We start from the raw sequence: 26,415 nt of genomic DNA, 5'->3' as shown, positions 1-26,415 counted from the left end.
CTAGGCGACGCTGTAAGGCGCTTCAGGCTCGAAGCGGGCGACCACGCGGTCGCCCTGCCACAGTTCGGTGACATCGCGGCGCGGCTGGGCCAACGCCCAGGCCCGGGCGCTGTCATCATCCGGATGCTCGGCCGCAAGCGAATTGCGGACATGCGCCTGGTGATCGAGAAAGAACAGCCGGTAGGTTCGCAACAGTCAAACGCCCCAAGACGACCCCTGTATAAGGATCTCATGGGCTTTCGGCAAGTTTTACTGAATGCTTCAGGTCAGAGTTCACTATGTCGGATAGCCGACATGGAAGTAACAAAATCAATCGTGCTTGGCTGCGAGCTCGACCATTTCGCGTATCTTTCGCGCCAGATCGTCCAAAGCGAAGGGCTTGGTGATCATTTCCATGCCTTCGCCGAGGAATTCGGAGCGTTGCGCGGCGTTTTCCGCATACCCAGTGACGAAAAGCACTTTCAGATCCGGTCGCGTTTCGCGGGCGATCTCGGCCAGTTGGCGACCGTTGACGCCCGGCAGCCCCACATCGCTGACCATCAGATCGATCTTCGCCGACGAGCGCAGGATCGGCAGGGCGGCCTCACCGTCATGGGCTTCCAGCGTGCGGTAGCCGAGTTCGCTGAGCACCTCCATGACCAGCAGGCGCACCTGAGCGTCATCCTCGACCAGCAGCACCGTCTCCCCGGCGCCGCGCGGCGTCGCACTCGGCGGGTCGCCCGTCGCCTCGATGCGCTCCCCCACCAGCCGCGGCAGGTGCAGGGTCACTGTCGTGCCGCGCCCCACCTCGCTGTCGAGGGCCAGGTGGCCGCCCGATTGCCGCGCGAACCCGTAGATCATCGAAAGGCCCAGGCCGGTGCCCTGCCCCAGCGGCTTGGTGGTGAAGAACGGATCGAAAGCCTTGGCCGCCACATGCGGCGCCATGCCGACGCCGGTGTCGGCGACCCGGATGGCCACATAGTCGCCCGCCGCCGGACCGTCGCCGGGCCGCGCGGGCTCCGACAGGGTCACGTTCGAGGTCTCGATGATCAACCGCCCGCCGTTCGGCATGGCGTCGCGCGCGTTGATCGCCAGGTTGAGCAAGGCGCTCTCCATCTGGGCGCCGTCGCCATAGGCCGCCCAGAGCCCCGCTTCCAGGTTGATCGCCAGTTCGATGCGTTCGCCCAGCGTCCGGCTCAGCAGCTCCTCCATCGAGGCGACCAGGGCGTTGACGTCGGTCGGCTTGGGATCGAGCGACTGCCGCCGGGCGAAGGCCAGCAGGCGGTGGGTCAAGGCGGCGGCGCGCTGGGCGGATGTCGAGGCGGCGTCCATGAACCGCTCGACCTCCTCCTGCCGCCCTTGCTGGATTCGGCGCTTCATCAGGTCCAAGGCGCCGATGATGCCGGTCAGCAGGTTGTTGAAGTCGTGGGCGATGCCGCCGGTCAACTGGCCCACCGCCTCCATCTTCTGGGCGTGACGCAGGGCGTCTTCGGTTTGACGCATCTCGGTGACGTCACGGCCGAGCGCATAGATTGTCGCTTCGTCCGAGGTGACGGTCCACGAGATCAGCCGGTAGTCGCCGTTGATGGCCCGCATCCGGTTCTCTATGCGCACCTCGCCGCCGGGCTGTTCGGCCAGGACGCCGATGGTCTCGCCCGAGGCCTTGACGTCGTCGACATGCACGTAGTCGAGCGCCGACTGGCCGACCAGCAGGTCGGCGCCCCAACCCAGCAACCGTTCCATGGCCGGATTGACCGCGCGGAAGACCCCGGCCAGGTCGACGATGCACATCGGCTCGCTGGTGGTGTTCCAGATGCGGTCGCGTTCGGCGGTGCGCGCCTCGATCTCAGCCTCGAGGTTGGTGTTCAACACCTGCAGCTCGCGCTGCACGCGTTTCTGCTCGGTGATGTCCCAGGACACGCCGACATAGCGCCGGGGCGTCCGGTCATCGCCCTCGATCACCTCTCCGCGCCGGGCGATCCAGCGCATCTCGCCGGTGTCGGGACGACGGATGCGATACTCGGCGTAGTCCAGCGGATTAGCGGTTTCGAGCCGCTGAACGCCGGCCAGGGGGCGGTCCTCCGGCTCGATCAGGGCGACCAGCAGATCGACGTTGATCTCGGCCTCGGGCGAGAAGCCCCAGATGCGCCGGTATTCGTCCGAAACCTCAAGGCGGCCCGTCGCCGGAAACCATTCGAACGCCCCGATGCGCCCCGCCGTCTGCGCGATCCGCAGCTGCTCGATGGCCCGCGCCTGATCGGTCGCGTCGGAGCCTTCCACGAAGATGGCGCTCACCGCGCCGTCGGCGCCGCGGATGGGTTGGTAGACGAAGTCGAGCGTGCGCTCTTCCAGGGCTCCGTCGGCCGTCCGCAGGATCACCTTGGCGCCATTCGCCGCAAAAGGCTCGCCGGTGCGATAGACCTGATCGAGCAGCTCGTAGAAGCCTTGGCCCTCCAGCTCCGGCAAGCCCTCCCGCACGGTCTTGCCCAGCACGTTCCGCCCGCCGATCAGGCGCTGGTACGGCGCATTGACCAGTTCGAACACATGCTCCGGCCCGCGCAGCAGGGTCATGAACCCCGGCGCCTGTTCGAACAGTTCGCGCAGGAAGCCGGTCTCCTCGGCCAGCTGACGGTTGGCGTCGGTCAGGGCGCGCTCGGCCAGAACGCGCTTGGTCGTCTCGCTGACGATGCACATCACCCCGGCGACGCTGTCGTCCGCGTCGCGCACCGCCGAATAGGAGATGTCGAAGAACACCTCCTCGATGAAGCCTCGCCGGTCGATCTGGAAGGCGCGATCCTTGGCCGCGACGGTTTCGCCGGTCGCCCGCACGCTTTCCAGCAGCGGCCCGAGATCGTCCCACAGCTCCGTCCAGCTCTCGCGGGCCGGCCGGCCGAACGCCCGAGGATGCTTCTTGCCGATCGTCGGCGCATAGGCGTCGTTATACAGGGCGATGAAGTCCGCCCCCCAGAACAGCACGATCTCGGCGGCGGCCGGCAGCATCAGGTTGACCGCCGTGCGCATGGTGTTCGACCACCCGGTCGGCGGCCCCAAAGGGCTGTTGGACCAATCCGTCTGGCGAATCAGGCGGCCCAGATCGCCGCCCCCGATCGGCCATTCGGTCTTGGTTGAATCACTCATGCCGCCCCCGAACTCCCTGACCAACAAACTTCGCCGAAGCGGAGCCGTAGCGTCGAGTCGTGAAAGCCGCTGGAAGTCCCTTTAGTTCCTCGATGATCGCGCGGTCATGCCCGTTGCGGCGGCATCGTCGGCGATCTGCGGATCGACGGCCGGGGGCGGCTCTGGCGAGGGCTCGGCCACCGGCGCGGAGGCGGGAGCGTCCGGAGCGACGACCGGCTGCGCCTCGGGCTCGGCGCGCGCCGGCGCCTCTCGTGCAGGATCCGGATCGAGTGGAATCGCGACTGTCGGCCCGGATGGCCGCTCATCGCGCGCCTCCGTGCCGCCGCCGTACAGGATCAGGGCGCCGAGGGTGGCGATCGCGCCGCAGATGAAACCGAGGACCACCCACCAGAAGGGATTGGACGGATGGTCTCGGCTGGCCAAGTCACGTGCCCTTCCACTGCCTCACGCGACCCACGTCGACGTGCACGAAGTTCGACACAGGATAGTAGCCCACGCCGCCCTTGCCCATGCTCAGGGCCGCCTTCTGAAGGTGCTGCAGGTTGCAGCCCTCCACGCGGATGTCCATGGCCTCGCCCTTGGTGTGCAGGCTGTGCTCCGCCACCTGCTTGCCCTTGCTGGCCGAACGCAGCTTGGCGTTGCTGGCCGGCGAGCGGTAGCCGGAAATCACCTGGAACGGCCGCTGGGCCTCCACCTTGCCGGCCAGGGTATCGAGCAGGTCGATCAGGCCGCGGTCGATCTCGTGCACCTCGCCGCTGCGGTGATCGCGCAGCACCTTGTTCACCGCCTGCAGGGCGTCCGGCACATAATCGCCCTTCTCCCAGTAGACGGCCTTCAGGCTCTCGCCGGTGTGCAGATTGTGCAGGGCCACCTGACGGAACTCCGCGGCCCCGGCGGCGACCGGCGCGGGCGGCGCGATCGGCTGGGCGACAAGCTGGGCCGCGTGGTCCGCTGCCAGCGGATGATCGGGCGGAAACAGGTGGTCCGCCGGCGACGTCGGACGCCCCCAGGCCAGGATCGGGGCCGAAAGGCCAGCGCCCGCGGCGGCCCCGAGGCCGAATTTCAGAAGATCACGACGTTTCAACATGCACGCATCCCCAACAAGGACGCGCCACCTAAGCCCATGGAATCCCTGGTATCAAGCTTGGCGGGAGCCGCCTGCGGCGATCCGCTGCAGCAGCAGGGCGTCCCATTTGTAGGGATCGTCACGGAAATTCATCTGCCCGTCGGTCCCCATGTAGGCGGTCCAATAGAGCAGATAGACGGCCACCGGCCGGGGCAGCGCCACGCGCACCGTCTTGCCGTCCGCGATGGCCGCGTCGATGGCTTCCGGTGTCCACACCGGGTCGCCCGCCAGCACTGTGCGGGCCAGTTCGATGGGCTTTTGCAGGCGCACGCAGCCGTGGCTCGCCAGCCGCGTGAAGCGGTCGAAGGTCGCCTGGCTCGGGGTGTCGTGCAGATAGACGGCGTAGGGGTTCGGGAAGTCGAACTTCACGCGGCCGAGCGCGCTGCCCGGTCCCGGCTTCTGCTGCAGGCGATAGTTTCCGCCGCCGGTCGGAATGGCGATGAAGCCGTTGCGGTCGAGATAGGCTTGCCCCTTGGGCCACAGCTCACGGGCGGCGATGCCCGCCGGCACGTTCCACGGCGGATTGAGCACGATGCTGTCGATGGCCGACTGCAGCATCGGCGTCTCGTCGCCCGGCCGCCCGGTCACCGCCCGCATCGACTGGATCGGGGTGTCGCCGCTGAACACGGTCAGCACGGCGGCGGCGATGTTCACCTGGATGCGGTCGGCCGCCAGGGCGCGCGGCAGCCAGCGCCATCGCTCCATATTGGCCTCGATCTGGCCGATGCGGGTGTCGACGGGCACGTTCAACGCCGCCAGTGTCCCGCGCCCCACCTGACCGTCCGGGTCGATGCCGAACCGACGCTGCGCGCGGCGCACGGCGTCGGCCAGCGCTTCGTCGAACAGCCACCCATCGGCGCCGGCCGCCAGGGCTGGAGTCTGCGGGTCTTCCACAGCCAGGCGGGCGCGCAAGGCGGGCGTTCGGGCGTCGCGCGTGCCGGCCTTCATCAGCGGACCGTCGGGCAAGGTTTCCCAGCCGCCGCGTTCGGCGATCGCGCGATAGGTCGCCAGTCCTTCCTGCAGGGACTCATAGCCCACGTAGGGCGGCGGCAGGTCAGCGAGCCAGGCCGCCAGGCGATCCTGCTGGACGGCGGCGACGAACTCCGGCGCCGGATCGTAGGCCGTGGGGCGCAGGCCCCAGTCGGCGGGGAAGGCTCCCGCCGGCAGGCGACCCGCGCGCATGGCCCGCGCATAGACCAGGGCGGCGCCGACCAGCTGGCGCTGGGCCGCGAGGCGGTCGGCGGGGTTGGGGCTGGCAAACAGCGCGCGCTCGTTCGGCAGCGCGAAGTCATCGCGCGAGAAGCCGTGGGCGGGCGCGTCGCTCAGGGCGCGCAGCAGGCTCGCGGCCTGATCTTCCCGTAGCGGAACGGCAAAGGGATCGACCCGCACCACCGTCGGCGGCATGGGCCGCGCCGCGTTCTGGGCGTTGGCCACACCTCCGACCGTCGCGACGACCGCCAGCGCCAATCCGCCGGCCCGCAGGCGAAAACTCCGTTGTCGACCGGTCTTGCTCATGTCCCTGACATCATGGGTCCCGCTCTGTTCCGCAACCGCCGCCGGCGCGATTTGGTTGCCCCGCGAACCGTCACCGCGCGGCCGCGTTGACTCGCATGAACCGGAGACCGTCCATGGCCGCGCGCCCCACCTGGCAGGGACACCTGCGCCTGTCGCTCGTCACCTGCCCCGTCGCCCTCTACACCGCGACCACCGCCTCCGGCGGCGAGGTGCACTTCAACCTGCTGCACCCCAAGACCCACAACCGCATCAAGATGGTGCCGACCGACCCGGAGCTTGGGCCGGTCAACCGCTCGGACCTCGTAAAGGGCTACGAGGTCGACAAGGGCCGCTACATCATCATCACCCAGGACGAGATCGAGAGCGTGCGGCTGGAGAGCACCCGCACCATCGACATCGAGCGCTTCGTCGACGCCGCCGACATCGACCGCCTCTACTGGGAAAACCCCTACTACCTCGTCCCCGACGGCAAGCTGGCGCTCGACGCCTACGGCGTCATCCGCGAGGCGATGCGAAAAACCAAAAAGATCGCGCTCGGCCGGGTGGTGATGCACACGCGCGAGCGGCTGCTGGCCATAGAGCCCCGCGACGAGGGCCTCGTGGCCTATTCGTTGCGCAACAAGGACGAGGTGCGCAAGCCCGAGATCTACTTCGACGACATCCCGAAGAAGAAGGCGGATGCATCGATGATCGCCATCGCCGAGAAGATCATCGAACAGCAGGCCGGGCCGTTCGACCCGTCCGAGTTCAACGATCGCTACGAGGACGCCCTGCGGGCCCTGATCAAGGAAAAGGAGAAGGGCGCCGGCCGCAAGGTGAAGGTCGAGGAGCCGGAAGACACCAACGTCGTCGACCTGATGGAGGCCCTGCGCAAGAGCCTCGGCCAGTCCGGGACCGGCGGCAAAAAGGCGCCGCCCAAGCGGACGACGCCTTCAAAAGCCGAGCCGCGCAAGAAGCCGACCGCCCACAAGGCGACGGCTCGCAAGCGGGCCTGATCTAGCGGGCGGCCACCTTCGCCGCATCCAGCTCCGCCCCCCACGGGTCCTTGCCCGGCATGGCCATGCCGTCGCCGGCGAAGTCCATGATCGTGTCGTTGGCGGCGGTGTACTGCGGCCAGGTCGGCAGGCCGGCGCCGTTCGGATCGCCGGTCTTGGTGAAGTTGACCACGTACTTGCTGATCGTCTTGCCCATGCCGGTGTCGCGCGCCGTGGTCTTGGCCTCGTACTTGATGTCGGCGGTGTCGAGGAAGAACGGGATGTCGGTGGCGTGGCCGGCCTCACCGTCCTTGTTCAGCGACTGGGCGACATAGGAGAAGCGATAGGCGTAGGTCGGCACGCCCTGCTTGGCCAGGGCCGCGGCGGTGTTGCGGGCGCCGGCGACCATCATGCCGGTCTTGCCGCCCATGTCGGCGCTGGTGGCCCCGATCATCACCGGCACCTTGTTGATATTGCCCGAGGCGAAAGCCGGCGCGAGCGGCACGTTCACGCGGCCGTCGGTGTACGGCATGGTGAAGGTCGGCGGGCCGGCGGCGGGGCGGAACAGGGCCATCATGTTGAGGCCGTCCGTCACCTGCTCGGCCGACAGCGCCCGCAGCTTGGTCAGGGCCTGCGGATCGTCGGCGGCGATGCCCTTCGAGGCCGCGAAATCGGTCCCGATCTTCTCGACGGCTGCGGTGTTCAGCGCCGGGTTGCCCGGCGCCGTCGCATCGGCGCCCGACATGATGATCGCGCCGCGGAACAGACCCTTGGCGTCCGGCGAGGCCAGCAGGGTGTTCACCGACATGCCGCCGGCGCTCTCGCCCATGATGGTCACCTTCGACGGGTCGCCGCCGAAGGCCGCGATGTTGCGCTTCACCCACTCCAGGGCGGCCACCTGGTCCATGGTGCCGTAGTTGCCGAGCCGGCCGCCGTCGGCGTTGGCCTTGGTCAGTAGCGGGTGGGCGAAGGTGCCGAACCGGCCGACGCGATAATTGAAACTGACGAACACCACGCCCTGCGAGGCGACGTCCGCCCCGGCGTAAGTCGGCGGCGAGGAGCCGCCGTTCACGAAGCCGCCGCCGTAGATCCACACCAGCACCGGCAGCTTGGCGTTGGCGGCCGCCGACTCCGGCTTCCAGACGTTCATGTAGAGGCAGTCCTCGGCCGGCGGCGTGCCCAGCGGCGCGGCGTCGCTCGGGAAGGGCACCTGCATGCAGTCGTTGCGATAGGCGGTGGTGTCCTTCACTCCGGTCCACCGGGGCGCCGGTTGCGGCGCGCGCCAACGCAGGTCGCCCACCGGGGCGGCGGCGAAGGGGATGCCCTTCCATGCCGTGACGCCGTCGGCGGTCGAACCACGGATGCGGCCCGAGTCGATGGCGACTTCCTGGGCGTGGGCGGCGATCGGAGCGGCCAGCAGGGCGGCGCTCAGCAGGAGCCAGGTCTTCATGGGATGTTCCCTCTCGCGGTCTTCACGCCGCAGGCCGTTATATAAGACAACAGTCCCTGCCCCCGCCAGCGGTCACTTGGTGAGAGATTGGATTATTTTACCCGGATGATATTGACGTAAAGGTTTAACCCGGGCAGAAGGTCGCCATGCAAAGCCATCGCGCCCGCCTCACCACCGCCTTCGACGGCGAAAATATCATCGCCAGCGGCCCGCTCGAGACGGTTCTGACCATGGCCTGGCCTCGAATCGCTGCCGCCCGTCTCTTCGACGACGGCACCGGCCGCATGGTCGAGCTCGATCTGCGTGGCGGTCTCGACGCCGCCCTCGACCGCCTGCCGGAGGAGCCGCCGGGTGAGACGGACGCCGAGGAGGACCCGGCCCCCGCACCGCGCGGGCCCGGCCGGCCGAAGCTCGGCGTCGTCGCCCGCGAGATCACCCTCCTGCCTCGCCATTGGGACTGGCTGGCCGCCCAGCCCGGCGGCGCCTCGGTGACCCTGCGCAAGCTGGTCGAGGCCGCTCGCCGCGAAGGCTTCTTCGCCGAGCGCGCTCGCCGCGCCAAGGACGTCGCCTATCGCTTCATGGGGGGCATGGCCGGCGACCTCCCGGGCTTCGAGGAAGCCTCCCGCGCCCTCTTCGCCGGCGACGCTGCGGCGTTCGAGAGCCACACCGCCGACTGGCCGAAGGATGTGGCGGCGCACGCCAAGCGCTTGGCGGCTGAGGCGTTCAGCCCAGGCTCCAATTAAAGCCGCTCATCCCCGCGGAGGCGGGGACCCAGGCTTTTTCTGAAGCCCGCAGCGTCCATCGATAAAACACCTGGGCCCCCGCCTTCGCGGGGGTGAGCGGAAAATTAAAGCTAACCGAACCGCCTGATCGCATCCTTCAGCGGCCGCTCGCCGTCGCACCAGTCCTTCCAGGCCTCGGTCTTGGCCAACAGCGCGGGGGCGCTCCGCACCGTGTACTTCATCGGATCCAGCCCCTTCTTCACCTGGCCCCAGGTCAGCGGGAACGAGACCGGCGCCCCCGGCCGCGCGCGAGGCGAAAGGGGCGCGACCGCCGTGCTCATCCGGTCGTTGCGCAGGTAGTCGAGGAAGATGCGCCCGGTGCGCAGCTTCTTGGCCATGTTCAGCACGTACTTCTCGGGCTCGTCCTCGGCCAGCCGGGCGCAGACATCGCGTGCGAAGGCCTTGGCGGTGTCCCAGTCCAGCGCCGCCTTGCCGCCCGCCAGGGGCGTGACCACGTGCAGCCCCTTGCCGCCTGTCGTCTTGCAGAAGGCGACGAGGCCCAGCGCCTCCAGACGCTCGCGAATGTCTTTCGCGGCCTCGATCACCTGGTCGAAGCCGACCTCCGGCGACGGATCGAGGTCGAAGACCAGCCGCCCGGCGACGTCCGGATGGTCCGGCTGGCAGTTCCAGGGGTGCAGCTCCGCCCCGCCGATCTGGGCGATGGCCGCCAGGGCTTCGATGCGGTCGATCTGCAGATAGGGCTTCCGGTCGCCCGAGACCTCGACCAGCGAGATCAGCGCCGACGAGCCCTTCATGGCGTGCCGCTGGAAGAACCGCTCGCCGTCGATCCCATCGGGAATGCGGATGATCGAGCACGGCCGCCCCTTGATGTGCGGCATCAGCCATTCGCCCACCGCCTCGAAGTAGCGGGCCAGCTCCAGCTTGGTGACCGGCTTGCCCTGGCCGTCGTCCGGCCACAGCGCCTTGGTCGGGCTGGAGATCGTCACCCCCATCACCGCGTTCCCGGCGCCGCCCGCCGGCTCGACGATGGCCGAGGCGCGAGCTTCTGGAGTCGGCTGCGCCAATTCGGCGCTCTCCACCGGGGCCTGCTCAGCCACCACCTCCGCCGCCGGCTTGTCGGCGCGCAGTCCCTTGAACGAGGCCTGGCGGATGGAACCGTCGCCGGTGAAGCCCGCGAACTCGATCTCGGCCACCAGCTCCGGCTTCACCCAATGCACATTGGCCGCCTTGCGCGGCGCGCCCGGTCCCTTGAACGGCGAGGCGTCGGTCTCCAGCGCCTTCAATTTCGGCATCAGGGTCGCCACCTTGTCCCTGCCGAAGCCGGTCCCGATCCGCCCGACGTGAACAAGTCGCCCCTCGCGGTGCACCCCGGCGATCAACGATCGGAAGGCCGCGCCTGTCGTCGTGTAGCCGGCGATCACCACCTCCTGCCCGCCCCGACACTTCGATTTCGTCCAGGCATCGCCGCGCCCGGACCGGTAAGGCGCATCGAGCTTCTTCGAGACGATGCCCTCCAGCGCCAGCCGGCAGGCCGACAGCAGCACGGCGTCGCCGCCGGTCTCGAAATGGTCGACGTAGCGGATACGCAAATCCTTGCGTCGCCCGTTCTCCAGCAGCGCCTGTAGCCGCGCCTTGCGCTCCGAAAGCGGCAGACCGCGCAGGTCCTCGCCCGCGAGAAACATCAGGTCGAAGGCGAAGAAGATCAGGTCGTCGGTGTCGCCCTCCGAGAGCGCCGCCTGCAGCCCGGCGAAGTCCGGCTGACCGGCCTTGTCCAGCGCAACCACCTCGCCATCGATCATGGCGTCGCTGAGCCCCTCGGCCTCCTCGACGATGGCCGGAAAGCTAGTCGACCAGTCGAGGCCCTTGCGCGTGCGCAACGCCGCCCTGCCATCCTCGATGCGCAACTGCATCCGATAGCCGTCGAACTTGATCTCATGCGCCCAGCCGCTTCCCTGCGGCGGCCGGTCCAGCAGTTTGCAGAACTGCGGCTCGATGAAGTCCGGCATCTTCGCCGGCTTGGCCTTGGCCGCGCGCCCCTTCGGCGCCGGCTTGGCTTCCGCCTCCTCCGTCGCCTTCACCGCCGAGCGTTCCATGTCCGTCTTCGAGCGCCACACCGCATCGGCCTCGCCGCGCTTCCCCGCCTTGCGTTTGGCGGTGATGAACGGCGTCGGCCCCTTGCCCTTCCCCGCCTCGATGTCCTCCAGGCTGCGCCCCGAGGCCACCGAGCGGTCCTGGTCGACCACATCGCCGCCGCCGCCGCGGGCGTAGTCGTCGTGATGCTTGATCAGCAGCCAGTTGTCGCGCTTCTCGCCCGGCCGTCGCTTCATCCGCACCAGCACGAAGCCGCCGTGGATCTTCTCGCCCTCGACGAGGAACTTCAGCTCGCCCTTCTTCAGCGCCTTGGTCGCGTCCTCGAACCCCGGCTCAGGAACCCAGTAGCCGCGATCCCACAGCATCACCGTGCCGCCGCCGTACTGCCCCTTGGGGATCGTCCCTTCGAAATCGCCGTAGTCGAGCGGGTGGTCCTCCACCTCCACGGCGAGGCGCCGATCATGCGGATCCAGCGATGGCCCCTTGGTCACCGCCCACGACTTCATCACCCCGTCGAGCTCGAGCCGGAAGTCGTAGTGCAGCCGCGTGGCGTCATGCTTCTGAATGACGAACCGCAGCCGCTCGGACGGCGCGACATCCAGGTCTCCGCTCGGCTCCGCCGTCTGCGCGAAGTCTCGCATCGATCGGTATTTCTTGAGCGCGGCGTGGGCCATGTCGACTCAAAGCGGACGCCCGGTTCAGGTTCCGTCACCTGCGGGCTGGACATCCAGGCATCCTGAACCCCTCATGGCGCAAGGCCTAAGGAGCGACGATGCGATCAATCGCCATCTCCCTGACCGCGGCGATTCTGGCCGCCGGACTTCCGATTTCCCCTCAAGCGCTTCAAGCCCAGGACGCTGCTCCTAGGCGCGGCGCCTGCGAGGTCGGGGAGCAATTGCTGCGCCAGTACGTCAGCGAGGCCAAGGGCGCGCCACGGTTACTCAGCGATCGGGCGAGCCTGCCGCAGCCGCTCACCCTGCAGTCGGTCGCCGGGGCTCCGGCCGATTTCCCCAAGACCTGGGACGCGCGAGGGCGCATCAACCTCTTCGCCGCCTGCCCGAACCTGAAAGTCCTGTTGCCCGACAACGTCCGCTTCGCGACGTCCGACGAGTGGGCCGCCACCAAAGCCGTCAACCAGGATCGCTTTGTCGAGATCGAGGAGTTCTCGGCGCCCCTGGTGAGCGGAGACGGTCGTCTGCTGGTCATCCAGCACAGCGGCTTCTGCCCAGGCCTGTGCGGCCACGCCACCTTGGAGCTCTATCGCCGCGAAGGCGCCGGCTGGTCCGGCCCCGAGCGACTGCTCACCCGGGTCTCCTGAACCGCCTCAGCCCGTCGAGCGCAGGGCCGCCGCGACGCCCGCCACGCTCAGCTGGATGCCGATGCGGACTTCCTCGCACTCCTCGCCGCGCCGACGGCGCGACAGCAGTTCGACCTGCAGGGCGTTCAGCGGCGCCGCCGAGGCGCGGGCCAGCAGCACGGACTCGGCGAGGTTCGGGTTGTTGTCGAGCAGCTTGTCGCCGCCGCGCATGGTCAGGGCCAGATCGACGGCGGCGTCGTATTCCCGGCGGATCGTCGCCATGATCCGTTCCGCGTTGGCCTGATCGGGCGCCAGGGCGGCGTAGCGGGCGGCGATGTGCATGTCGGTCTGGGCCAGCGCCAGCTCCATGTTCGACAGGGCCGCGGCGAAGAAGTCGAAATTCCGGGTCAGCTCGCGCACCTCGTCCTGCGACAGGCCCGCCTTGGCCACGCCGCCGGCGAAGCCGTACCAGGCCGGCAACATCAGCCGCGACTGCGACCAGGAGAACACCCACGGAATCGCCCGCAGATCCTCGATGGCCCGGCTCTTGGTCCGCGAGGACGGTCGGCTGCCGATGTTCAGGTGGGCGATCTCGCTGATCGGCGTCGCCGCCCAGAAGAAATCGAGGAAGGCCGGATCGTCGTAGATCAGGCCGCGATAGACCTCGAACGAGGCCTGGGCCAGGGCGTCCATCCGCGCCTCGACCTCGGGCGCGACCGGGGCGTGCCGACGCTCGCCGCTGGCCAGCAGCACGGCGGCGGCCAGGCCTTCGAGATTGCGCCGCGCGGTCGGCTTGTCGCCATAGCGCCGGGCGATGGTCTCACCCTGTTCGGTCAGGCGCAGGCGGTGCTGAACGGTGCCGGGCGGCTGGGCCAGGATCGCTTCCGACACCGGACCGCCGCCGCGGCCGATCGTGCCGCCGCGGCCGTGGAAGAACTGGATGCCGACGCCGAAGCGGTCGGCCTCGCGCGACAGGGCGGCGGCCGCCTTGGTCACCGCGCGACGGGAGGCGACGTAGCCGCCGTCCTTGTTGCTGTCCGAATAGCCCAGCATCACTTCCTGCACGGGCTTGTTTTGGCCGAGGATCGAGCGCGCCAGCGGCAGCGACAGCCAGCTCTTCAGAATTTCCGGGCCGTTGCGAAGGTCGCCGATGGTTTCCAGCAGCGGGCTGACCTTGATCGCCGTGCGCGGCTCTGGGCCGCCCCACAGCAGGCCCACCTGTTTCAGCAGCACCAGCGGCTCGAGCATGTCCGACAGGCTGTCCGTCTTTGAGACGATATAAGCCCCCACCGACTGCGGCCCCACCACATTGATCGCCCAGGCGGCGGCGGTCAGGGTGTCCAGTTCCTTGGTCGTTTCCTCGGAGTAGCCGGTGAAGGGCGAGAACAACGGCCGCGCGTGGGCCAGCTCGGCGACCAGCAGGGCCGCCCGCTGCGCCTCGTCCATGCCGAGGTAGTCGATCTGGTTGTCGGCCCGCTGGAACAGCTCGGCCACCACCCGCTCGTGCACGTCGGCGTTCTGACGCAGATCCAGCGTCATCAGGTGGAAGCCGCAGGCGCGAACCATGCGCATCACGGTGCGCAGGCGCGGGCCGATCAGGCGCTCGCCGCCGTGGGTGGTCAGCGAGTTGGCGATGGTCTCCAGGTCGGCCAGGAACTCGCCGGGCGCCTTGTAGGGCGGAGCCTCCAACACGTCCGGCGGCAGCGGGCCGGTCTCGTCGAGGATGATGCGAGCGGTGGCGGTCACCCGGCCGAGGATGCGGGCGATGGCGCGGCGGTAGGGCTCGTCGGCGCGGTGCGGTGAGGGGTCATGCGCCGCGTCGGCCAGGGCGGCCAGTTCGGATGAGACCGTGGCGTAGTCGGTGGAGATGGCCAGGCGCGCGAACAGCCGGCGCAGCTCGTCGGAGTAGACCGAGAACAACAGGCGCGCCTGGGCGGTCAGGGCGCGGCGCAGGGTCGGACCGCTGACGCCGGGGTGGCCGTCGCGGTCGCCGCCCAGCCAGCTGCCGAGGCGGATCGGAGTGGCCCCGACCGGCAGCAGCTCCCGGCTCCAGTTCTCATAGAGGTCGGCCATGGCCGGCAGGATCGATCCGCGGACGATGGAAAGGGCGTTGCGGATTTCATCGGCGACGGTGATCCGCTCCGGCCGCGTCTGGCGGGTGCGCCACAGCATGGCGATTTCGCGGAAGAGGTCGGCCTTCACCCGCTCCTCGCGGCCCTCGCGCGCACCCTCCCCGCCCTCGTTGATTTCGGCCAGCGTACCGAGGAGGCGTGTAATCTCGAACTCGCGGTCCACCACGCTGCGGCGTCGGACTTCCGTCGGGTGGGCGGTCAGCACCGGCACCACGTTCATCGCCCGCAGCGAGGCGGCGATCGACTCTTCCGACGCGCCCTCGGCCCGCAGGGTGGCGACGGCGGCGGCCAGGGTGTGCGCGTAGTCGCGGCCCTGGGCGTCGGATTCGCTGGCCCGGCGGCGGCCGCCCGCGTCTTCGGCGATGTTGGTCAGCAGCGACTGGCAGGTGAAGGCGCGGGCGAGAAAGGCCGCGTCGTCGTTGGAAAGCGCCGCGAAGAAGGCTTCGACCGAACCGTTGCCCGCCGCCTCGCGGCCTCGCGCCACCAGGGCGACGGCGGCGTCGCCGTCGAGATAGCGGATCGCCTCGTTCAGGGTTTCGGTGAGCAGTCCGACGTTGCGCTGCACATGGACGTCGGTCACGCCGTCGCTCCCGCGGGTGCTCAGCGCCTCGGGCATGTCCGCCATGGTCTGTTCTCCGTCATTCACGGCACGCGCCTATACACTCAGCGCACCCCGCGCGAGCATAAACTGCTGCGCCGCAATATCAGTGCCGCACCCCGCGTCCGGTCAGCACGGGGGCGACGGTCGCCGCCAGAACGTACAGATCGAAACCCGTCGAGCGCCGCTTCAGATACTGCCAGTCGAATTTCAACTTTTCTTCCACCGGCAGGTCGTCGCGACCGTTGACCTGCGCCCAGCCCGTCACCCCGGGCCGCAGGCGATGCACGCCCACCGCCGTTCGTAGCGAAACCAGATCCCTCTGGCTGTGCAGCGCCGGTCGCGGGCCAACCAGGCTCATGTCGCCCCGGAAGACGCTCCAGAGCTGCGGCAGCTCGTCGAGGCTGAAGCGGCGCAGCAACCGGCCCACCGGCGTCACCCATTGGCCCGGATTGACCAGCAGGTGCGTCGCGACCTCCGGCGTGTCGATCCGCATGGTGCGGAACTTCGGCATCGCGAACAGGGCGTTGTTCATCCCCACCCGCTGCGACCAATAGATCGCCGGGCCCGGCGAGGTGGCCCGCACCAGCACGGCGATGGCCAGCATCGGCAGGCCAAGCACGGCCAAGCCCAGGCCCGCGGCGGCGAAATCGATGGCGCGCTTCATCTCGGCTCGTCAGATCGCCGCGTCAGGCGAGATCGCCGGCCGCGGTGTCGAGCAGCAGATAGCTCCGCCCGGCCTCGCTGGCGAGCAGCGCCTGCGCCAGACGCCCGCTTTGATCCTGCTCCGCCGCCTCGGCGATCATGCCGCCATAGCGGGCGCGGAAGCGTTCGGCGTCCTCGCGCATGGCCGCGTCGGAGAACAGGCGCCGGACGAGGCGGCGCACCGCCGCCGGCGCGCAGCTCCTGACCACCATGCGGGCGCCGGCCGCGTCGCCGCCCTGCACGGCGCCGACGATCTCCTCGATACGGCCTTTCGGCAGCAGGGCGCCGGGGTCGATGCCCATGGCGCCGATCTCGGAGGCGAGGCGCTCGGCCAGTCGCTCGTCGCCCGGCTCGGAAGTGTCGTCGAGGTTGGTCAGCAAGTCCTTCCAGCGCCAGTCGCGGCCTTCGCCGTCGCCTTCGTGTGACGGAGCGGCGGTCTTGCCGCCGGCGGCGTCGAACACGGCGCTGAACTCGGCGTCGGTGGCGGTCGGTTGCAGACGCAGGCGCAGGCGCGGCGCGTCCGCCGACGCCTCGACCGCCGGCGGCGAGGGCTCAACGGTCCGCGCCGGGCGGGCCCCGAGGGCCGAGGCGCCCAGCGGCGAGCCGGCCACGGCGCTCATCATCCGGGTGGCCTCGCTCAGCATGTCGTAGTTGCGGCGCACGCGGTCCTGGAAGGCGGCGTCGATCGCCTGGGTCTCGTCGGCCGCGCGGCGGGCCGAGGCCAGCAGCTCGTCGACCCCGCGGCCGACCGCGGCCTGCACCTCGGCGGCCTTCGACTGCATTTCATCGGGCGCCTCGGACATCCGCTGCGCGACGGCGCCCAGCAGGCGTTCGAGTTCGGCGACGGCGGCGCGGGCGGCCTCGACCCCCGCCTCCAGCTTCTGGGCGGCGCCGGCGGCGGCCTGCTCCACCATCTGGGCCGAGCTCTCGATCAGCTGGCGCGCGTCGCCGAGACGCGCCTCGAAGGCGGCGTCGGCGCGCTGGCCGGCGGTGAAGGCGGCTTCGCCGAGGTTGTCGACGCGCGCCTGGGCGGCCTGCACTTGGGTTTCGACAGCGGCCTGCGCCTGCTCGCCGGCCACGGTGAGGGCGTTCAAGGCCTGGACGAGATTCGCCTCCAGCGCCTGACGCTGCTCGGCGGCGCTGTCGCCGATGCGGGCGAAGCCGTGGGCCGCCTGTTCGGCCATCGCCTCGCGCTCCAGGCGGGCCGCCTCGGCCAGCTCGCGAAGCTGTCCGCCGGTGGCCGAGGTCAGTTCGGTGATGGCCTCAGCGCTGCTGCGGGCCATGTCGCCGATGTCGATGGCGCTGAGCTTGGCGTGGCCGAGGAATTCGGTGAGCTGGGCCACCTGGCTCTCGGCCTGGACGGCGAAGTCCTCCTGTCCGGCGCGCAGGGCGTGGGCGACGGCGATCAGGGCCGCGCGCTGTTCGCCAAGCCCCTCGTCGACGACGCGGATCTGGTCGGAGACGCCGAGGCCGGCGGTCTCCAGGCGGGCGATCTGGCGGGCCAGGTCCTCGGCCCCGACGCGGGCGGCGTCGCTCGCCTCACCGGCGGCGGCGGCCATGTCGGCGGCGCGGGCCGCCAGGGCGGCCTCGGCTTCGCGCAATTGGGTCTCGGCCAGATCGGAGGCCTCGGCCACCATCTTGGCCTGGCGGTTGATGGCGTCGGTGATCGTGGTCGACTGGCCGTCCAGCGTCGTCGCTAGCTCGCTCATGGCGCCGCGTTCGACGCCGAGGTCCTTGCTCAGCTGCACGGCGGTGCGGACCGACTCGGCGGTCGCCTCCGCCAACCGCTCGCTCTCCACCGCGAGGGCCTCGCGCAGGGCCAGGATCTTGTCGCGCGCCTGGGTGGCGACGCCGGCGGCGTGGTCGATTTCCGCGCGGACGGCGGCCACGGCGTCATGCGCGTCAGTGGCGGCCAAGGCGGCCGGCGCCAGCATCTGCTCGGCCAGCACGCGGGTGCGCCGCGCCTCGCCGGCCAGCTTCAGCCCCTGGTTCAGCACATAGGCGGCGATCCACACCAGGGCCACCGGGCCGAGGGCCAGCAGCACGAAGACGGCGAGCGCGAAGCCGTCGTTCTGCAGCGGCGCGACGCCCTGACGATAGCCCACGGCATAGGCGATCGGCGCCAGGGCCCACAGGATCGAGACGACCCCGGCGACCATGTAAACCGGCTTCGCGGCAGGATTGTTCAGGCGGCCGACCGAGGCCAGCGACATGTTTTCGCTCGCCGCTTCGACCTGCGCCTTGTTCGCCCGGCGCGCGGGCGGCTTGCCGGCTTCCTCCCCGAACAACGGCGTCAGCCTGGGTTCCGGACCCAGGTCCGGCTGATCCTCGCCAGTCACCGCGAGATCGATCTCCGGCGTCTCCTGATCGGAGGTCGCGGGCGCGGGTGCGCCGAAATCCAGAGGTGCACGCTTCTTCGGCTTCATCGGCGCCGTTCATCCCCGCCACGGCCCACCAAAACCTTGCGCGCCCGGCCGCCTCGCGCGGCGTGACCCTAGTGGGGAAAGATCGCTGCGGAAAGCCGTTCACCGCCTTTTAAGGAGCTAAGGCGCGCGCCTTAAACGAGTTTGGCGCGTGGAGCCTCGGCCTGCGGGCAGCCCTCTGTATGCTGCGGCGGCGTCGCCACGGCCCGCGGCGTGCGGGCGACCACCTTCTCGGGCTGGCTTCGATCCGGATGGGACGCGGGGTCGACGCCGATCTGGGCCAGAATGCCCACGAACAGCGCCGCGATCACACTGACGACCAGCTCGATCACCGCCTGCATCGGCGCATCCCCACGCTTCGCGTAGCGCCGTTATCCGTCAAGCGACTGCTTCGCACAATCGCCGGACGGATGAACTTTCGGTCATGTTCGGCCCATCCGCGACAAGGCGAAGGCGCCGCACAGCCCGAGCACCGCCAGCCCCGCCATCGCCAGATAGCCGCCCGCGCCGAACGCGTCGAACAGCGGCCCGGACGCCAGGGTGGCGAGGCCGATCATCAGGCCCAGCGGGATCGCCGAGTTCAGCATCTGCGCCGCCGACGCCGACCGCGGCGGCGCGAACCGCTCGACGAACTGCAGCGAGGCGATCCAGGCCATGGCGAAACTGCCGGCGTGCAGGGTCTGCAACGGCCACAGCGCCCACAGCGGCGGACTGAAGGCGTAGGCCGTCCAGCGGACGACGGCGAGCCCGGCCCCGAGGCCGAGCAGCGTCGCCGGGCCCATCCGCCGCGCGATGCGGCCAAGGCCCCACATGAAGACGATCTCGGTCACCACCCCGGTCGCCCACAGCGCCCCGATCATCGGCTCGGGGATGCCCTGCCGCCGCCACAGCAGGGTGCTGAATCCGTAATAGAAGGCTTGGCCCGCCAGCACGAAGCCGCAGGAGACGATGGCCAGCATGAATCGCCGGTCGGTCAGCAGGTCGCCGGCCCCGCGCCAGCGTTCGATCAGGCTGGGCGTCGAGGCGCCGTCATGCACCCGGTCGTCCGGCAGTCGCAGGGCCGAGAGCGAGGCCAGGCCCGCCGCGGCCGCGGTCCAGACCAGCACCGTCGTCGGTCCGGTGACCGCCAGCAAGGCGCCGCAGCCGAAGTTGGCCAGGATGAAGCTGATCGAGCCGAAGCTGCGCGCCCAGCCGTAGTTGAACCCCTCGGCCCGCGCCCGGCGCAGGGCGACCACATCGACCAGCGGCTGCAGCGCCGCGTAGCAGGTCGAGGCGCAGAACCACACCGCCAGCCAGGCCCCGAAGCCGTTCACGCCGACGACGGCGACGTAGAACATCAGGGCCGCAAGGGCGAGCAGCGCCAGCGGCGTGCGCCGCAGGGTGAAGCCGTCGGCCCACACCGCCACCGTCGGCCCGGTCAGGGCGCGGGCCAGCATGGGCGCCGAGAGGATCATGCCGATCTGCGCGCCGGTCAGGCCACGCTCGGCGAAGAACAGGCCAATGTACGGCGTATTGGCGCCGGTCCCGAGGTAGACCGCGAAATAGAACAGACCGAGGCGGAGCCGGGATGACATGGTTTCGGCTAACACAACCCGCGGCTTGCGCGCAGCCCGCAGAGCGCTAGACCGTCAGCATGCGCCCCCTCCTCACCCTCGCCGCGCTCAGCGGCTTCCTCGCGGTCGGCTTCGGCGCCTTCGGGGCCCACGGCGTCAGCGATCCGAAGGCGGCCGAGTGGCTGCGCACCGGCGCGCAGTATCAGATGATCCACGCCCTGGCGGTGTTCGCCTGCGTCGTCGTCGGCGGGCGGATGCGCTGGGCGCCGGCCCTGTTCCTGGTCGGCTCGGTGCTGTTCGCCGGCTCGCTCTACGCCATGGCGCTGGGCGGCCCGCGTATTCTCGGGGCGATCACGCCTCTGGGAGGTCTCTGCTTCCTGGCCGGCTGGCTGCTGCTGGCCCGCGCCGCCTGGAAGACCGCCCGCTAAGCCGCCGCCTTGGCCCCCTTCGGCAGGGCCAGCAGGCGGATCGCCACCATCGACCCCGTCATGCACAACAGGAAGGCCGTCGCCATCGGCCGCGGTCCGGCGTCGTGGAACTGGGCGGTGACGGCCGAGACGACCGCCCCGGCCGCGAACGAGGCCGATCCCATCAGGGCCGACACCGATCCGGCGCGCAGCGGATCGACCGACAGCGCCCCGGCGCCTGTATTGCCGCTCATCACTCCGTAGGACGCCAGGGCGAGCATCAGCGGCGGCAGCACGCCCCACTTGCCCCCGAAGCCGGAATAGCTGGCCAGCACCAGGGCGACGGCGGCGAACAAAGCGATGACGCCGAAGGCGACCAGCACCTGGTCCGGCGTGTAGCGCCGCAACAGGAGGCGATTGAGTTGGCTCGCCCCGACCAGGCCGGCGGCGTTGGCCCCGAAGTACCAGCCGAACTGGCTCGCCGGCACGCCGTAGTGGCCCATCAGCAGCCCCGGGGAGACGCTGATGTAGGTGAACAGGCAGGCGCTGTTCAGGCAGCCGCCGAGCAGATAGCCCAGCAGCCGCTTTTGCCTCAGCAGCGCCAGATAGGCTCGCAGCGGGTGCTCCGACCGGGCCTGCACGGCGGTCTCGGCCGACCGCGTCTCTGGAAGGGTGAAGGTCACCGCCAGGCCGACCACCAGGCCGAAGCCCGCCAGCACCCAGAAGATCGGCCGCCAGCCGCCCGCCTGCAGCAGAACGCCGCCGAGCAGCGGCGCCAGGATCGGCGCGAGGCCCATCACCAGCATCAATTGGCTGAGCACCTGAGCCGCCTGTCGGTGCCCGAACCGGTCGCGCACCACCGCCCGGGTGATCACCACGCCGCTGCATGCGCCCAGCGCCTGCGCCACGCGCGCCGCCAGCAACATCGGCATCGAAGTCGCCAGGGCGCACATCACGCTGGCGAGGATGTAGAGGCCGATGCCGGCCATCAGCGGCCCACGCCGCCCCAGCCGGTCCGACGCCGAGCCGTAGAACAGCTGCCCCACCGCCAGCCCCGCGAAGAAGGCCGATACCGTCTGCTGGGCGGCCTCGATCGGCGAGGCGAGGTCCTTCGCCAGGCTGGGCACGGCCGGCAGGTACATGTCGGTCGACAGCGCCGGAAACGCCGTCACCGCCCCCAGCAGCAGCACCAGTCGCCAGGGTGCTCGGGCGGATTGCTGCGGCGGGGAATCGTTAGCGGCCATAACTCCGCTTCTAGACCGCCGCGGCTTTCAGAAAAGCCGGCATGCGCTCTTCGGCTCGCCCGTCGCGTTATCGTGCTGGTCCGCCTGGACCTGGCGCTCTAGTGTTCGGCCAATGGATCGCTCATCCAATCCCCCCGCCCCCATGAGCGCCGGCAAGCGGCGTGGGCTCTACCCCGAGGTCGAGCCCTACGACTTCGGCTGGCTGCAGACCGGCGGCCCGCACGAGCTTTACTACGAGCTTTGCGGCAAGGCGGACGGCAAGCCGGCGGTGGTGCTGCATGGCGGTCCCGGCGGCGCGATCAACCCGACCATGCGCCGGTTCTTCGATCCCTCCCGTTGGAATGTGGCGCTGTTCGACCAGCGGGGCTGCGGCCGCTCCCGCCCCAACGCCAGCCTGGAAGACAACACCACCTGGTCGCTGATCGCCGACATCGAGCGCCTGCGCGTCCACCTCGGCGTCGAGAAGTGGGCGGTGTTCGGCGGCTCCTGGGGCTCGACGCTCGCGCTGGCCTACGCCGTGACCCATCCCGAGCGGGTGGAGGCCCTCATCCTGCGCGGCATCTTCCTGGTCACCCAGAAGGAACTGCACTGGTTCTACCAGGAGGGGGCGTCGATGCTGTTCCCCGACGCCTGGGAGCGCTTCCTGGCCCCCATCCCCCGCAGCGAACAGGCCGACATGATCGCGGCCTACCACCGCCGCCTCACCCACCCCGACCGGAAGATCCAGGCCGAGGCCGCCTCCGCCTGGAGCCGCTGGGAAGGTGACACCATCAGCCTGCGCGGCCCCGAGGCGCGGCCGGCCAAGTTCAACGAGGTCGACTTCGCCATCGCCTTCGCCCGCATCGAATGCCACTTCTTCGCCAATAAGGGCTTCTTCCCGGAAGACGGCTGGCTGCTGAAGCAGGTCGACAAGTTGAGGAAGATTCCCGGCTGGATCGTCCAGGGCCGCTTCGACGTGGTCACGCCGCTGACCACCGCCTGGGCGCTGCACAAGGCCTGGCCCGAAGCCGAGTTCGACATCGTTTGGGACGCCGGCCACGCCTCCACCGAGCCCGGCGTGATCGACGGCCTGGTGCGCGCCACCGACGCGGCCCTGAGTCTTCGGTCATGAGCGTCCGGTCGTGAGCGCGCCCCAGAACCGCGCGCCCGATGGCGAGGAGGCGCGCATCGCCCGCCTGCGCGAGGCGGTCCGCCTGCGCGACGAAGGCATGACCTATACCCAGCTCGGCGACCACTTCGATGTCGGCCGCGAACGGGCCAAGCTGCTCGTCGAGCGCGGCCGCAAGCTGCCGCCGCAGAGCGATCCCGTCTGACTGCCGGCAGAGCGATCCCATGAGCGCCTTCGAACTTCTCTTCTCCTACGGCACCCTGCAGGACGAGGCGGTGCAGCTGGCGACCTTCGGCCGCCGCCTCGCCGGCCAGAAGGACGCCCTGCCCGGTCATCGACTGGGCGAACTGACCATCACCAATCCCGAAGTCGTCGGCCTGAGCGGCATCGAGGTCCACCTCGTCGCCGAACCGACGGGACGCGTCGCCGACGCGGTGGACGGCGTGGTGTTCGAGATCACCGCCGACGAGCTGGTCGCCGCCGACAAATACGAGTCCGCCGACTACCGTCGCCAGCGGGTGAAGCTGGTCTCCGGCCTCGAGGCCTGGCTCTACATTCGGGCTTAGCGCCGCAGCCGCGCGGCGATCCGTGCGGCGAGGCTGGGCGGCGGCCGAGGGGGTGGGGTCACGATCTCGTCGACGAAGGCGACCACGGCTTCCAGGCTGTCGGGCCGCCGCGCCGCCAGGCGCACGAACGCCTCGTGGTCCCCGCTGAGCAGCAGCGGCGCCAGGGCGTCCACCCACAGCTCCGGCCAGTCCCACCACCGCACCGCCAGCAGCGCCTCGACGACCGGCGGCGCAAAGCGATGCCGCACGACCCGGGCCGGCGCGCCGAGCACGACGGCGTAGGGCGGCACGTCGCGGGTGACCACCGCCCGCGCCCCGATCACCGCTCCGTCGCCGATGGTGACGCCCGAGCCGATGAAGGCCCCGGCCCCGATCCAGACATCGTTGCCGATGTTCACGTCGCCCCGCGTCACGTGATCGACGCCCTCGAACGGCGCCGACGGCCACTGCGAGCGCAGGCTCATGAACGGATAGCTGGAAACGTTGCTCGTCTTGTGGTCGGCCAGGGCGACGGTGACCTCGGCGGAGATCGAGCAGTAGCGGCCGATGTTCAGCTTCGCGTAGCCGGCCTCGAACACCGCGGGGGCGCCATAGCTGTGCGCCCCGACGCTCCACCCGTATTCGGCGGCCAGATCGGCCAGAATGCGGCGCGTGGCGTTCTCCGGCTCAGGCCAGGGCTGAGGGGCGCGCCCCGCCAGCTCGAACCGGATCGACGCGTCATGGGCGTAAGCCCCCTCGAAACGCGGCGGCTCGCCCGGCGCGGACGCCAGGTCGAGCGCGGCAGTCAGGCCCCGCCCGGCGTTCAAGAGGGTCAGCCGCCCCTCTTCGTAGGCCCAGAAGTGTTCGTTGGGGTGTCGATAGCCGGCCATCCGGCCGCCCGGCAGCAGCCGCAGATGTTCGGTCGCCGTATGGCCGTTGGCGGAAAACCGCCATTCCAGCGCCAGGAGCTCGTCGCGGGTCGGCAAGGCGCGATCAGGCCTTCTCGACGAAGCTGTCGATGACCTTCTTCTCGCCCGCCTTGTCGAACGACACGGTCAGCTTGTTGCCCTCCACCCCGACCACCTTGCCGTAGCCGAACTTGACGTGAAAGACCCGCTCGCCGCGTGCGTACTTGCCCCCGGCCGAAGGTTCCGACACCGCCACCAGACGGCCCTCGCCCTCGATGACCCCACGGCTCGATCGGGTCGGCGCCGCGCCCCGGTCCTGCGCCCGCCGCCAGCCGGGCGACGAATAGCCGGAGCCGAAGCTCGGCGTGTCGTCCCAGCGCGAGGCGGCCGTCTGCTGCATGCCCGGCCCGCCGCCGTAGTAGCCGGTCTCGGACGCGGCCTCGACATTGGCGGCCGGCAGTTCGTCGACGAAGCGGCTCGGCAGCTGGCTGGTCCAGCGGCCATAGACCTGACGGTTGGCGGCGAAGGAGACGCGCACCTCCTCGCGGCCCCGGGTGATGCCGACGTAGGCGAGCCGCCGCTCCTCCTCGAGCCCCTTCTCGCCCTTCTCGTCCATCGAGCGCTGCGAGGGAAACACGCCTTCCTCCCAGCCCGGCAGGAACACCAGCGGGAACTCCAGCCCCTTGGCCGAGTGCAGGGTCATGATCCACACCGAGTCCTCGCCGGCCCCCTTGTCGAGGTCCATGACCAGCGATACGTGCTCCAGATAGGCCTCGAGCGTGTCGAAGGCGCCCATCGACTGGACGAGCTCCTTCAGGTTCTCCAGCCGCGTCTGGCTCTGCGGGCCTTTGTCGAGGCGCAGAGCGTCGGTGTAGCCGCTCTCCTCCAGAATGGTCTCGGTCAGGCGCGCATGAGGCAGGGTCTCCCTCGCCGCGCGCCAGCGGTCGAGGTCGCGCAGGAAGTTGGCCAGCTGGGTGCGGGTGCGGGCCTGCAGCTCGTCGGTCTTCACCAGCTCCCGCGCGGCGCGCACCACCGAGACGCCGTTGGCCCGCGCCACCTGCAGCAGCTTCTGCACCGTGGTGTCGCCGATGCCCCGGCGCGGGACATTGACGATCCGCTCGAAGGCCAGGTCGTCGTCCTCCGACTGGATCAGCCGCAGATAGGCGTGGGCGTCGCGGATTTCCGCCCGTTCGAAGAAGCGCGGGCCGCCGACCACCGTGTAGGGGATCTGCAGCATCAGGAAGCGCTCTTCGAAGGCGCGCATCTGGAAGCTGGCGCGCACCAGGATCGCCATGTGGCTGTACTTGCGGCCCGCCCGCTTGGCGCGCTCGATCTCGTCGGCCACCAGCCGGCTCTCGGCCTCGCCGTCCCAGACCCCGCGCACGCGCACCTGCTCGCCGCCCTTGGCCTCGGTCCACAGGGTCTTGCCGAGTCGCCCCTTGTTGGTGCTGATCAGTCCGGCGGCGGCCGCCAGGATATGCTCGGTCGAGCGATAATTGCGCTCCAGGCGGATCACCTTGGCGCCCGGGAAGTCGCGCTCGAAGCGCAGGATGTTGTCCACCTCCGCCCCGCGCCAGCCGTAGATCGACTGGTCGTCGTCGCCCACGCAGCAGACGTTCTGGCTCTTCTGCGCCAGCAGGCGCAGCCACAGGTACTGGGCGACGTTGGTGTCCTGGTACTCGTCGACGAGCAGGTATTTGAAGCGGCTGTGGTAGTCGGCCAGCACGTCCGGCGAGGACGTGAAGATCGTGATGTTGTGCAGCAGGAGGTCGCCGAAGTCGCAGGCGTTCAGCACCCGCAGGCGCTCCTGATACTGGCTGTAGAGCGCCTGGCCCTTGCCGTTGGCGAACTCCTTGCCCTCGTGGGCCGGCAGGCGGTCCGGCGTCCAGCCCCGGTTCTTCCACTGGTCGATCAGCCCGGCCAGGTGCTTGGGCGTCCAGCGCTTGGCGTCGATGTTCTCGGCCTCGATCAGCTGCTTCAGCAGCCGCTCGCCGTCGTCGGTGTCGAGGATGGTGTAGTTCGACTTCAGCCCAACCAGCTCGGCATGCCGACGCAGGATCTGGGCGGCCACCGAGTGGAAGGTGCCGACCCAGCGCAGGCCCTCGGCCGCGGGGCCGATCAGATGGCCGATCCTCTCCCGCATCTCGCGGGCGGCCTTGTTGGTGAAGGTGACCGCCAGCAATTCCCATGGCCGGGCCCGCCCCGTCGCCAGGATGTGCGCCAGCCGGGTGGTCAGCACCCGCGTCTTGCCCGTGCCCGCGCCGGCCAGCACCAGCACCGGGCCTTCCACGGTCTCCACGGCTTCGCGCTGCTCGGGGTTCAGGCCCTCAAGGTAGGACGCGGCGCCATCGACGCGGGCGAGGTCGGAGATACGGGGGGACGGCAGGTCGGACACTCAAAGCTCTCGGATTCGGCAAGAGAACATATGTAGCACGGCGCGACGCCGACTTAAGACCCCGCGACCAGGAACCCCACCCCT

22 protein-coding genes are annotated in these 26,415 nt (G+C 69.8%); 7 read left to right on the top strand and 15 right to left on the bottom strand.

The genetic code is table 11. The features are described 5' to 3' along the window. The 5 genes from ACFLIT_RS04890 to ACFLIT_RS04870 all read right to left on the bottom strand — a co-directional run bounded on the left by ACFLIT_RS04890 (position 1) and on the right by ACFLIT_RS04870 (position 5,758). The gene (locus ACFLIT_RS04890) at positions 1–192 is read right to left on the bottom strand and encodes a hypothetical protein (protein WP_479910077.1); all 192 of its coding nucleotides are present in this window, start codon (positions 190–192) and stop codon (positions 1–3) included. Positions 193–309: 117 nt separating this feature from the next. Continuing rightward, positions 310–3,117, bottom strand: coding sequence for a PAS domain S-box protein (locus tag ACFLIT_RS04885; RefSeq protein WP_479910076.1), 2,808 nt, complete (start codon positions 3,115–3,117; stop codon positions 310–312). 81 nt (positions 3,118–3,198) lie between these two features. Next, entirely contained in the window at positions 3,199–3,540 is a 342-nt protein-coding gene (locus tag ACFLIT_RS04880) for a hypothetical protein (protein WP_479910075.1), read from the bottom strand. A gap of 1 nt (position 3,541) precedes the next feature. Next, positions 3,542–4,204: a peptidoglycan L,D-endopeptidase MepK gene (mepK, locus tag ACFLIT_RS04875; protein WP_479910074.1), complete on the bottom strand. Its 663-nt coding sequence runs from the start codon at positions 4,202–4,204 to the stop codon at positions 3,542–3,544. A gap of 51 nt (positions 4,205–4,255) precedes the next feature. Beyond that, entirely contained in the window at positions 4,256–5,758 is a 1,503-nt protein-coding gene (locus ACFLIT_RS04870; RefSeq protein WP_479910073.1) for a L,D-transpeptidase family protein, read from the bottom strand. 113 nt (positions 5,759–5,871) lie between these two features. On the opposite strand from ACFLIT_RS04870, the gene ku reads away from it, so the two are divergent. Further along, positions 5,872–6,753, top strand: a complete 882-nt coding sequence (gene ku / locus ACFLIT_RS04865) for a non-homologous end joining protein Ku (protein WP_479910072.1) — start codon at positions 5,872–5,874, stop codon at positions 6,751–6,753. Between the two features lies 1 nt (position 6,754). On the opposite strand, the gene ACFLIT_RS04860 is transcribed toward ku, so the two are convergent. Beyond that, complete coding sequence (locus ACFLIT_RS04860; protein WP_479910071.1) at positions 6,755–8,182, bottom strand: carboxylesterase/lipase family protein; 1,428 nt, start codon at positions 8,180–8,182, stop codon at positions 6,755–6,757. A gap of 146 nt (positions 8,183–8,328) precedes the next feature. Here ACFLIT_RS04860 and ACFLIT_RS04855 point away from each other — a divergent pair, with 146 nt between their 5' ends. Next, complete coding sequence (locus ACFLIT_RS04855) at positions 8,329–8,925, top strand: DUF2239 family protein (protein WP_479910070.1); 597 nt, start codon at positions 8,329–8,331, stop codon at positions 8,923–8,925. A 110-nt stretch (positions 8,926–9,035) separates the two neighbouring features. Here ACFLIT_RS04855 and ligD read toward each other — a convergent pair whose 3' ends face one another. Further along, entirely contained in the window at positions 9,036–11,690 is a 2,655-nt protein-coding gene (gene ligD / locus ACFLIT_RS04850; protein WP_479910069.1) for a DNA ligase D, read from the bottom strand. A gap of 98 nt (positions 11,691–11,788) precedes the next feature. On the opposite strand from ligD, the gene ACFLIT_RS04845 reads away from it, so the two are divergent. Then, positions 11,789–12,334, top strand: a complete 546-nt coding sequence (locus ACFLIT_RS04845; RefSeq protein ID WP_479910068.1) for a hypothetical protein — start codon at positions 11,789–11,791, stop codon at positions 12,332–12,334. Positions 12,335–12,340: 6 nt separating this feature from the next. Here the strand turns inward: ACFLIT_RS04845 and ppc are convergent, their stop codons facing one another. The 5 genes from ppc to ACFLIT_RS04820 form a co-directional block, all read right to left on the bottom strand. Beyond that, complete coding sequence (ppc, locus tag ACFLIT_RS04840; RefSeq protein ID WP_479910067.1) at positions 12,341–15,091, bottom strand: phosphoenolpyruvate carboxylase; 2,751 nt, start codon at positions 15,089–15,091, stop codon at positions 12,341–12,343. A 58-nt stretch (positions 15,092–15,149) separates the two neighbouring features. Further along, the gene (locus ACFLIT_RS04835; protein WP_479910066.1) at positions 15,150–15,710 is read right to left on the bottom strand and encodes a sugar transferase; all 561 of its coding nucleotides are present in this window, start codon (positions 15,708–15,710) and stop codon (positions 15,150–15,152) included. Positions 15,711–15,732: 22 nt separating this feature from the next. Continuing rightward, entirely contained in the window at positions 15,733–18,174 is a 2,442-nt protein-coding gene (locus ACFLIT_RS04830; protein ID WP_479910065.1) for a coiled-coil domain-containing protein, read from the bottom strand. Between the two features lie 131 nt (positions 18,175–18,305). After that, positions 18,306–18,512 carry a hypothetical protein gene (locus tag ACFLIT_RS04825; RefSeq protein ID WP_479910064.1) on the bottom strand — a complete coding sequence of 69 codons (207 nt, stop codon included), beginning with the start codon at positions 18,510–18,512 and terminating at the stop codon, positions 18,306–18,308. Between the two features lie 81 nt (positions 18,513–18,593). After that, a complete protein-coding gene (locus ACFLIT_RS04820; protein ID WP_479910063.1) occupies positions 18,594–19,745 on the bottom strand; it encodes an MFS transporter in 1,152 nt (383 codons plus the stop codon). A gap of 59 nt (positions 19,746–19,804) precedes the next feature. Here ACFLIT_RS04820 and ACFLIT_RS04815 point away from each other — a divergent pair, with 59 nt between their 5' ends. Further along, the gene (locus ACFLIT_RS04815; RefSeq protein WP_479910062.1) at positions 19,805–20,152 is read left to right on the top strand and encodes a DUF423 domain-containing protein; all 348 of its coding nucleotides are present in this window, start codon (positions 19,805–19,807) and stop codon (positions 20,150–20,152) included. Here ACFLIT_RS04815 and ACFLIT_RS04810 read toward each other — a convergent pair. Continuing rightward, positions 20,149–21,375, bottom strand: coding sequence for a multidrug effflux MFS transporter (locus ACFLIT_RS04810; RefSeq protein ID WP_479910061.1), 1,227 nt, complete (start codon positions 21,373–21,375; stop codon positions 20,149–20,151). The two genes, ACFLIT_RS04815 and ACFLIT_RS04810, sit on opposite strands and share 4 nt — an antisense overlap. Before the next feature lie 112 nt (positions 21,376–21,487). Between ACFLIT_RS04810 and pip the strand changes: the two genes are divergently transcribed. From pip to ACFLIT_RS04795, 3 genes are read left to right on the top strand one after another with little or no spacing between them, the layout of a single operon-like run. Next, on the top strand, positions 21,488–22,486 hold the full coding sequence (gene pip, locus ACFLIT_RS04805; RefSeq protein ID WP_479910060.1) for a prolyl aminopeptidase: 999 nt from the start codon (positions 21,488–21,490) through the stop codon (positions 22,484–22,486). 10 nt (positions 22,487–22,496) lie between these two features. Beyond that, positions 22,497–22,688 (top strand): hypothetical protein, encoded by a 192-nt coding sequence (locus ACFLIT_RS04800; protein WP_479910059.1) that lies wholly within the window; start codon positions 22,497–22,499, stop codon positions 22,686–22,688. 19 nt (positions 22,689–22,707) lie between these two features. Continuing rightward, positions 22,708–23,049 carry a gamma-glutamylcyclotransferase family protein gene (locus ACFLIT_RS04795; RefSeq protein WP_479910058.1) on the top strand — a complete coding sequence of 114 codons (342 nt, stop codon included), beginning with the start codon at positions 22,708–22,710 and terminating at the stop codon, positions 23,047–23,049. Here the strand turns inward: ACFLIT_RS04795 and ACFLIT_RS04790 are convergent. Beyond that, a complete protein-coding gene (locus ACFLIT_RS04790; protein ID WP_479910057.1) occupies positions 23,046–24,014 on the bottom strand; it encodes a CatB-related O-acetyltransferase in 969 nt (322 codons plus the stop codon). The genes ACFLIT_RS04795 and ACFLIT_RS04790 overlap by 4 nt on opposite strands. A gap of 7 nt (positions 24,015–24,021) precedes the next feature. After that, positions 24,022–26,331 carry an ATP-dependent helicase gene (locus ACFLIT_RS04785; RefSeq protein WP_479910056.1) on the bottom strand — a complete coding sequence of 770 codons (2,310 nt, stop codon included), beginning with the start codon at positions 26,329–26,331 and terminating at the stop codon, positions 24,022–24,024. Between the last annotated feature and the right edge of the window lie 84 nt (positions 26,332–26,415).

This window comes from Caulobacter sp. HJHS_5 (assembly GCF_056683955.1).
Note: the sequence above shows the minus strand (reverse complement) of the source record. Positions and strands in the feature narration are given on the sequence as shown.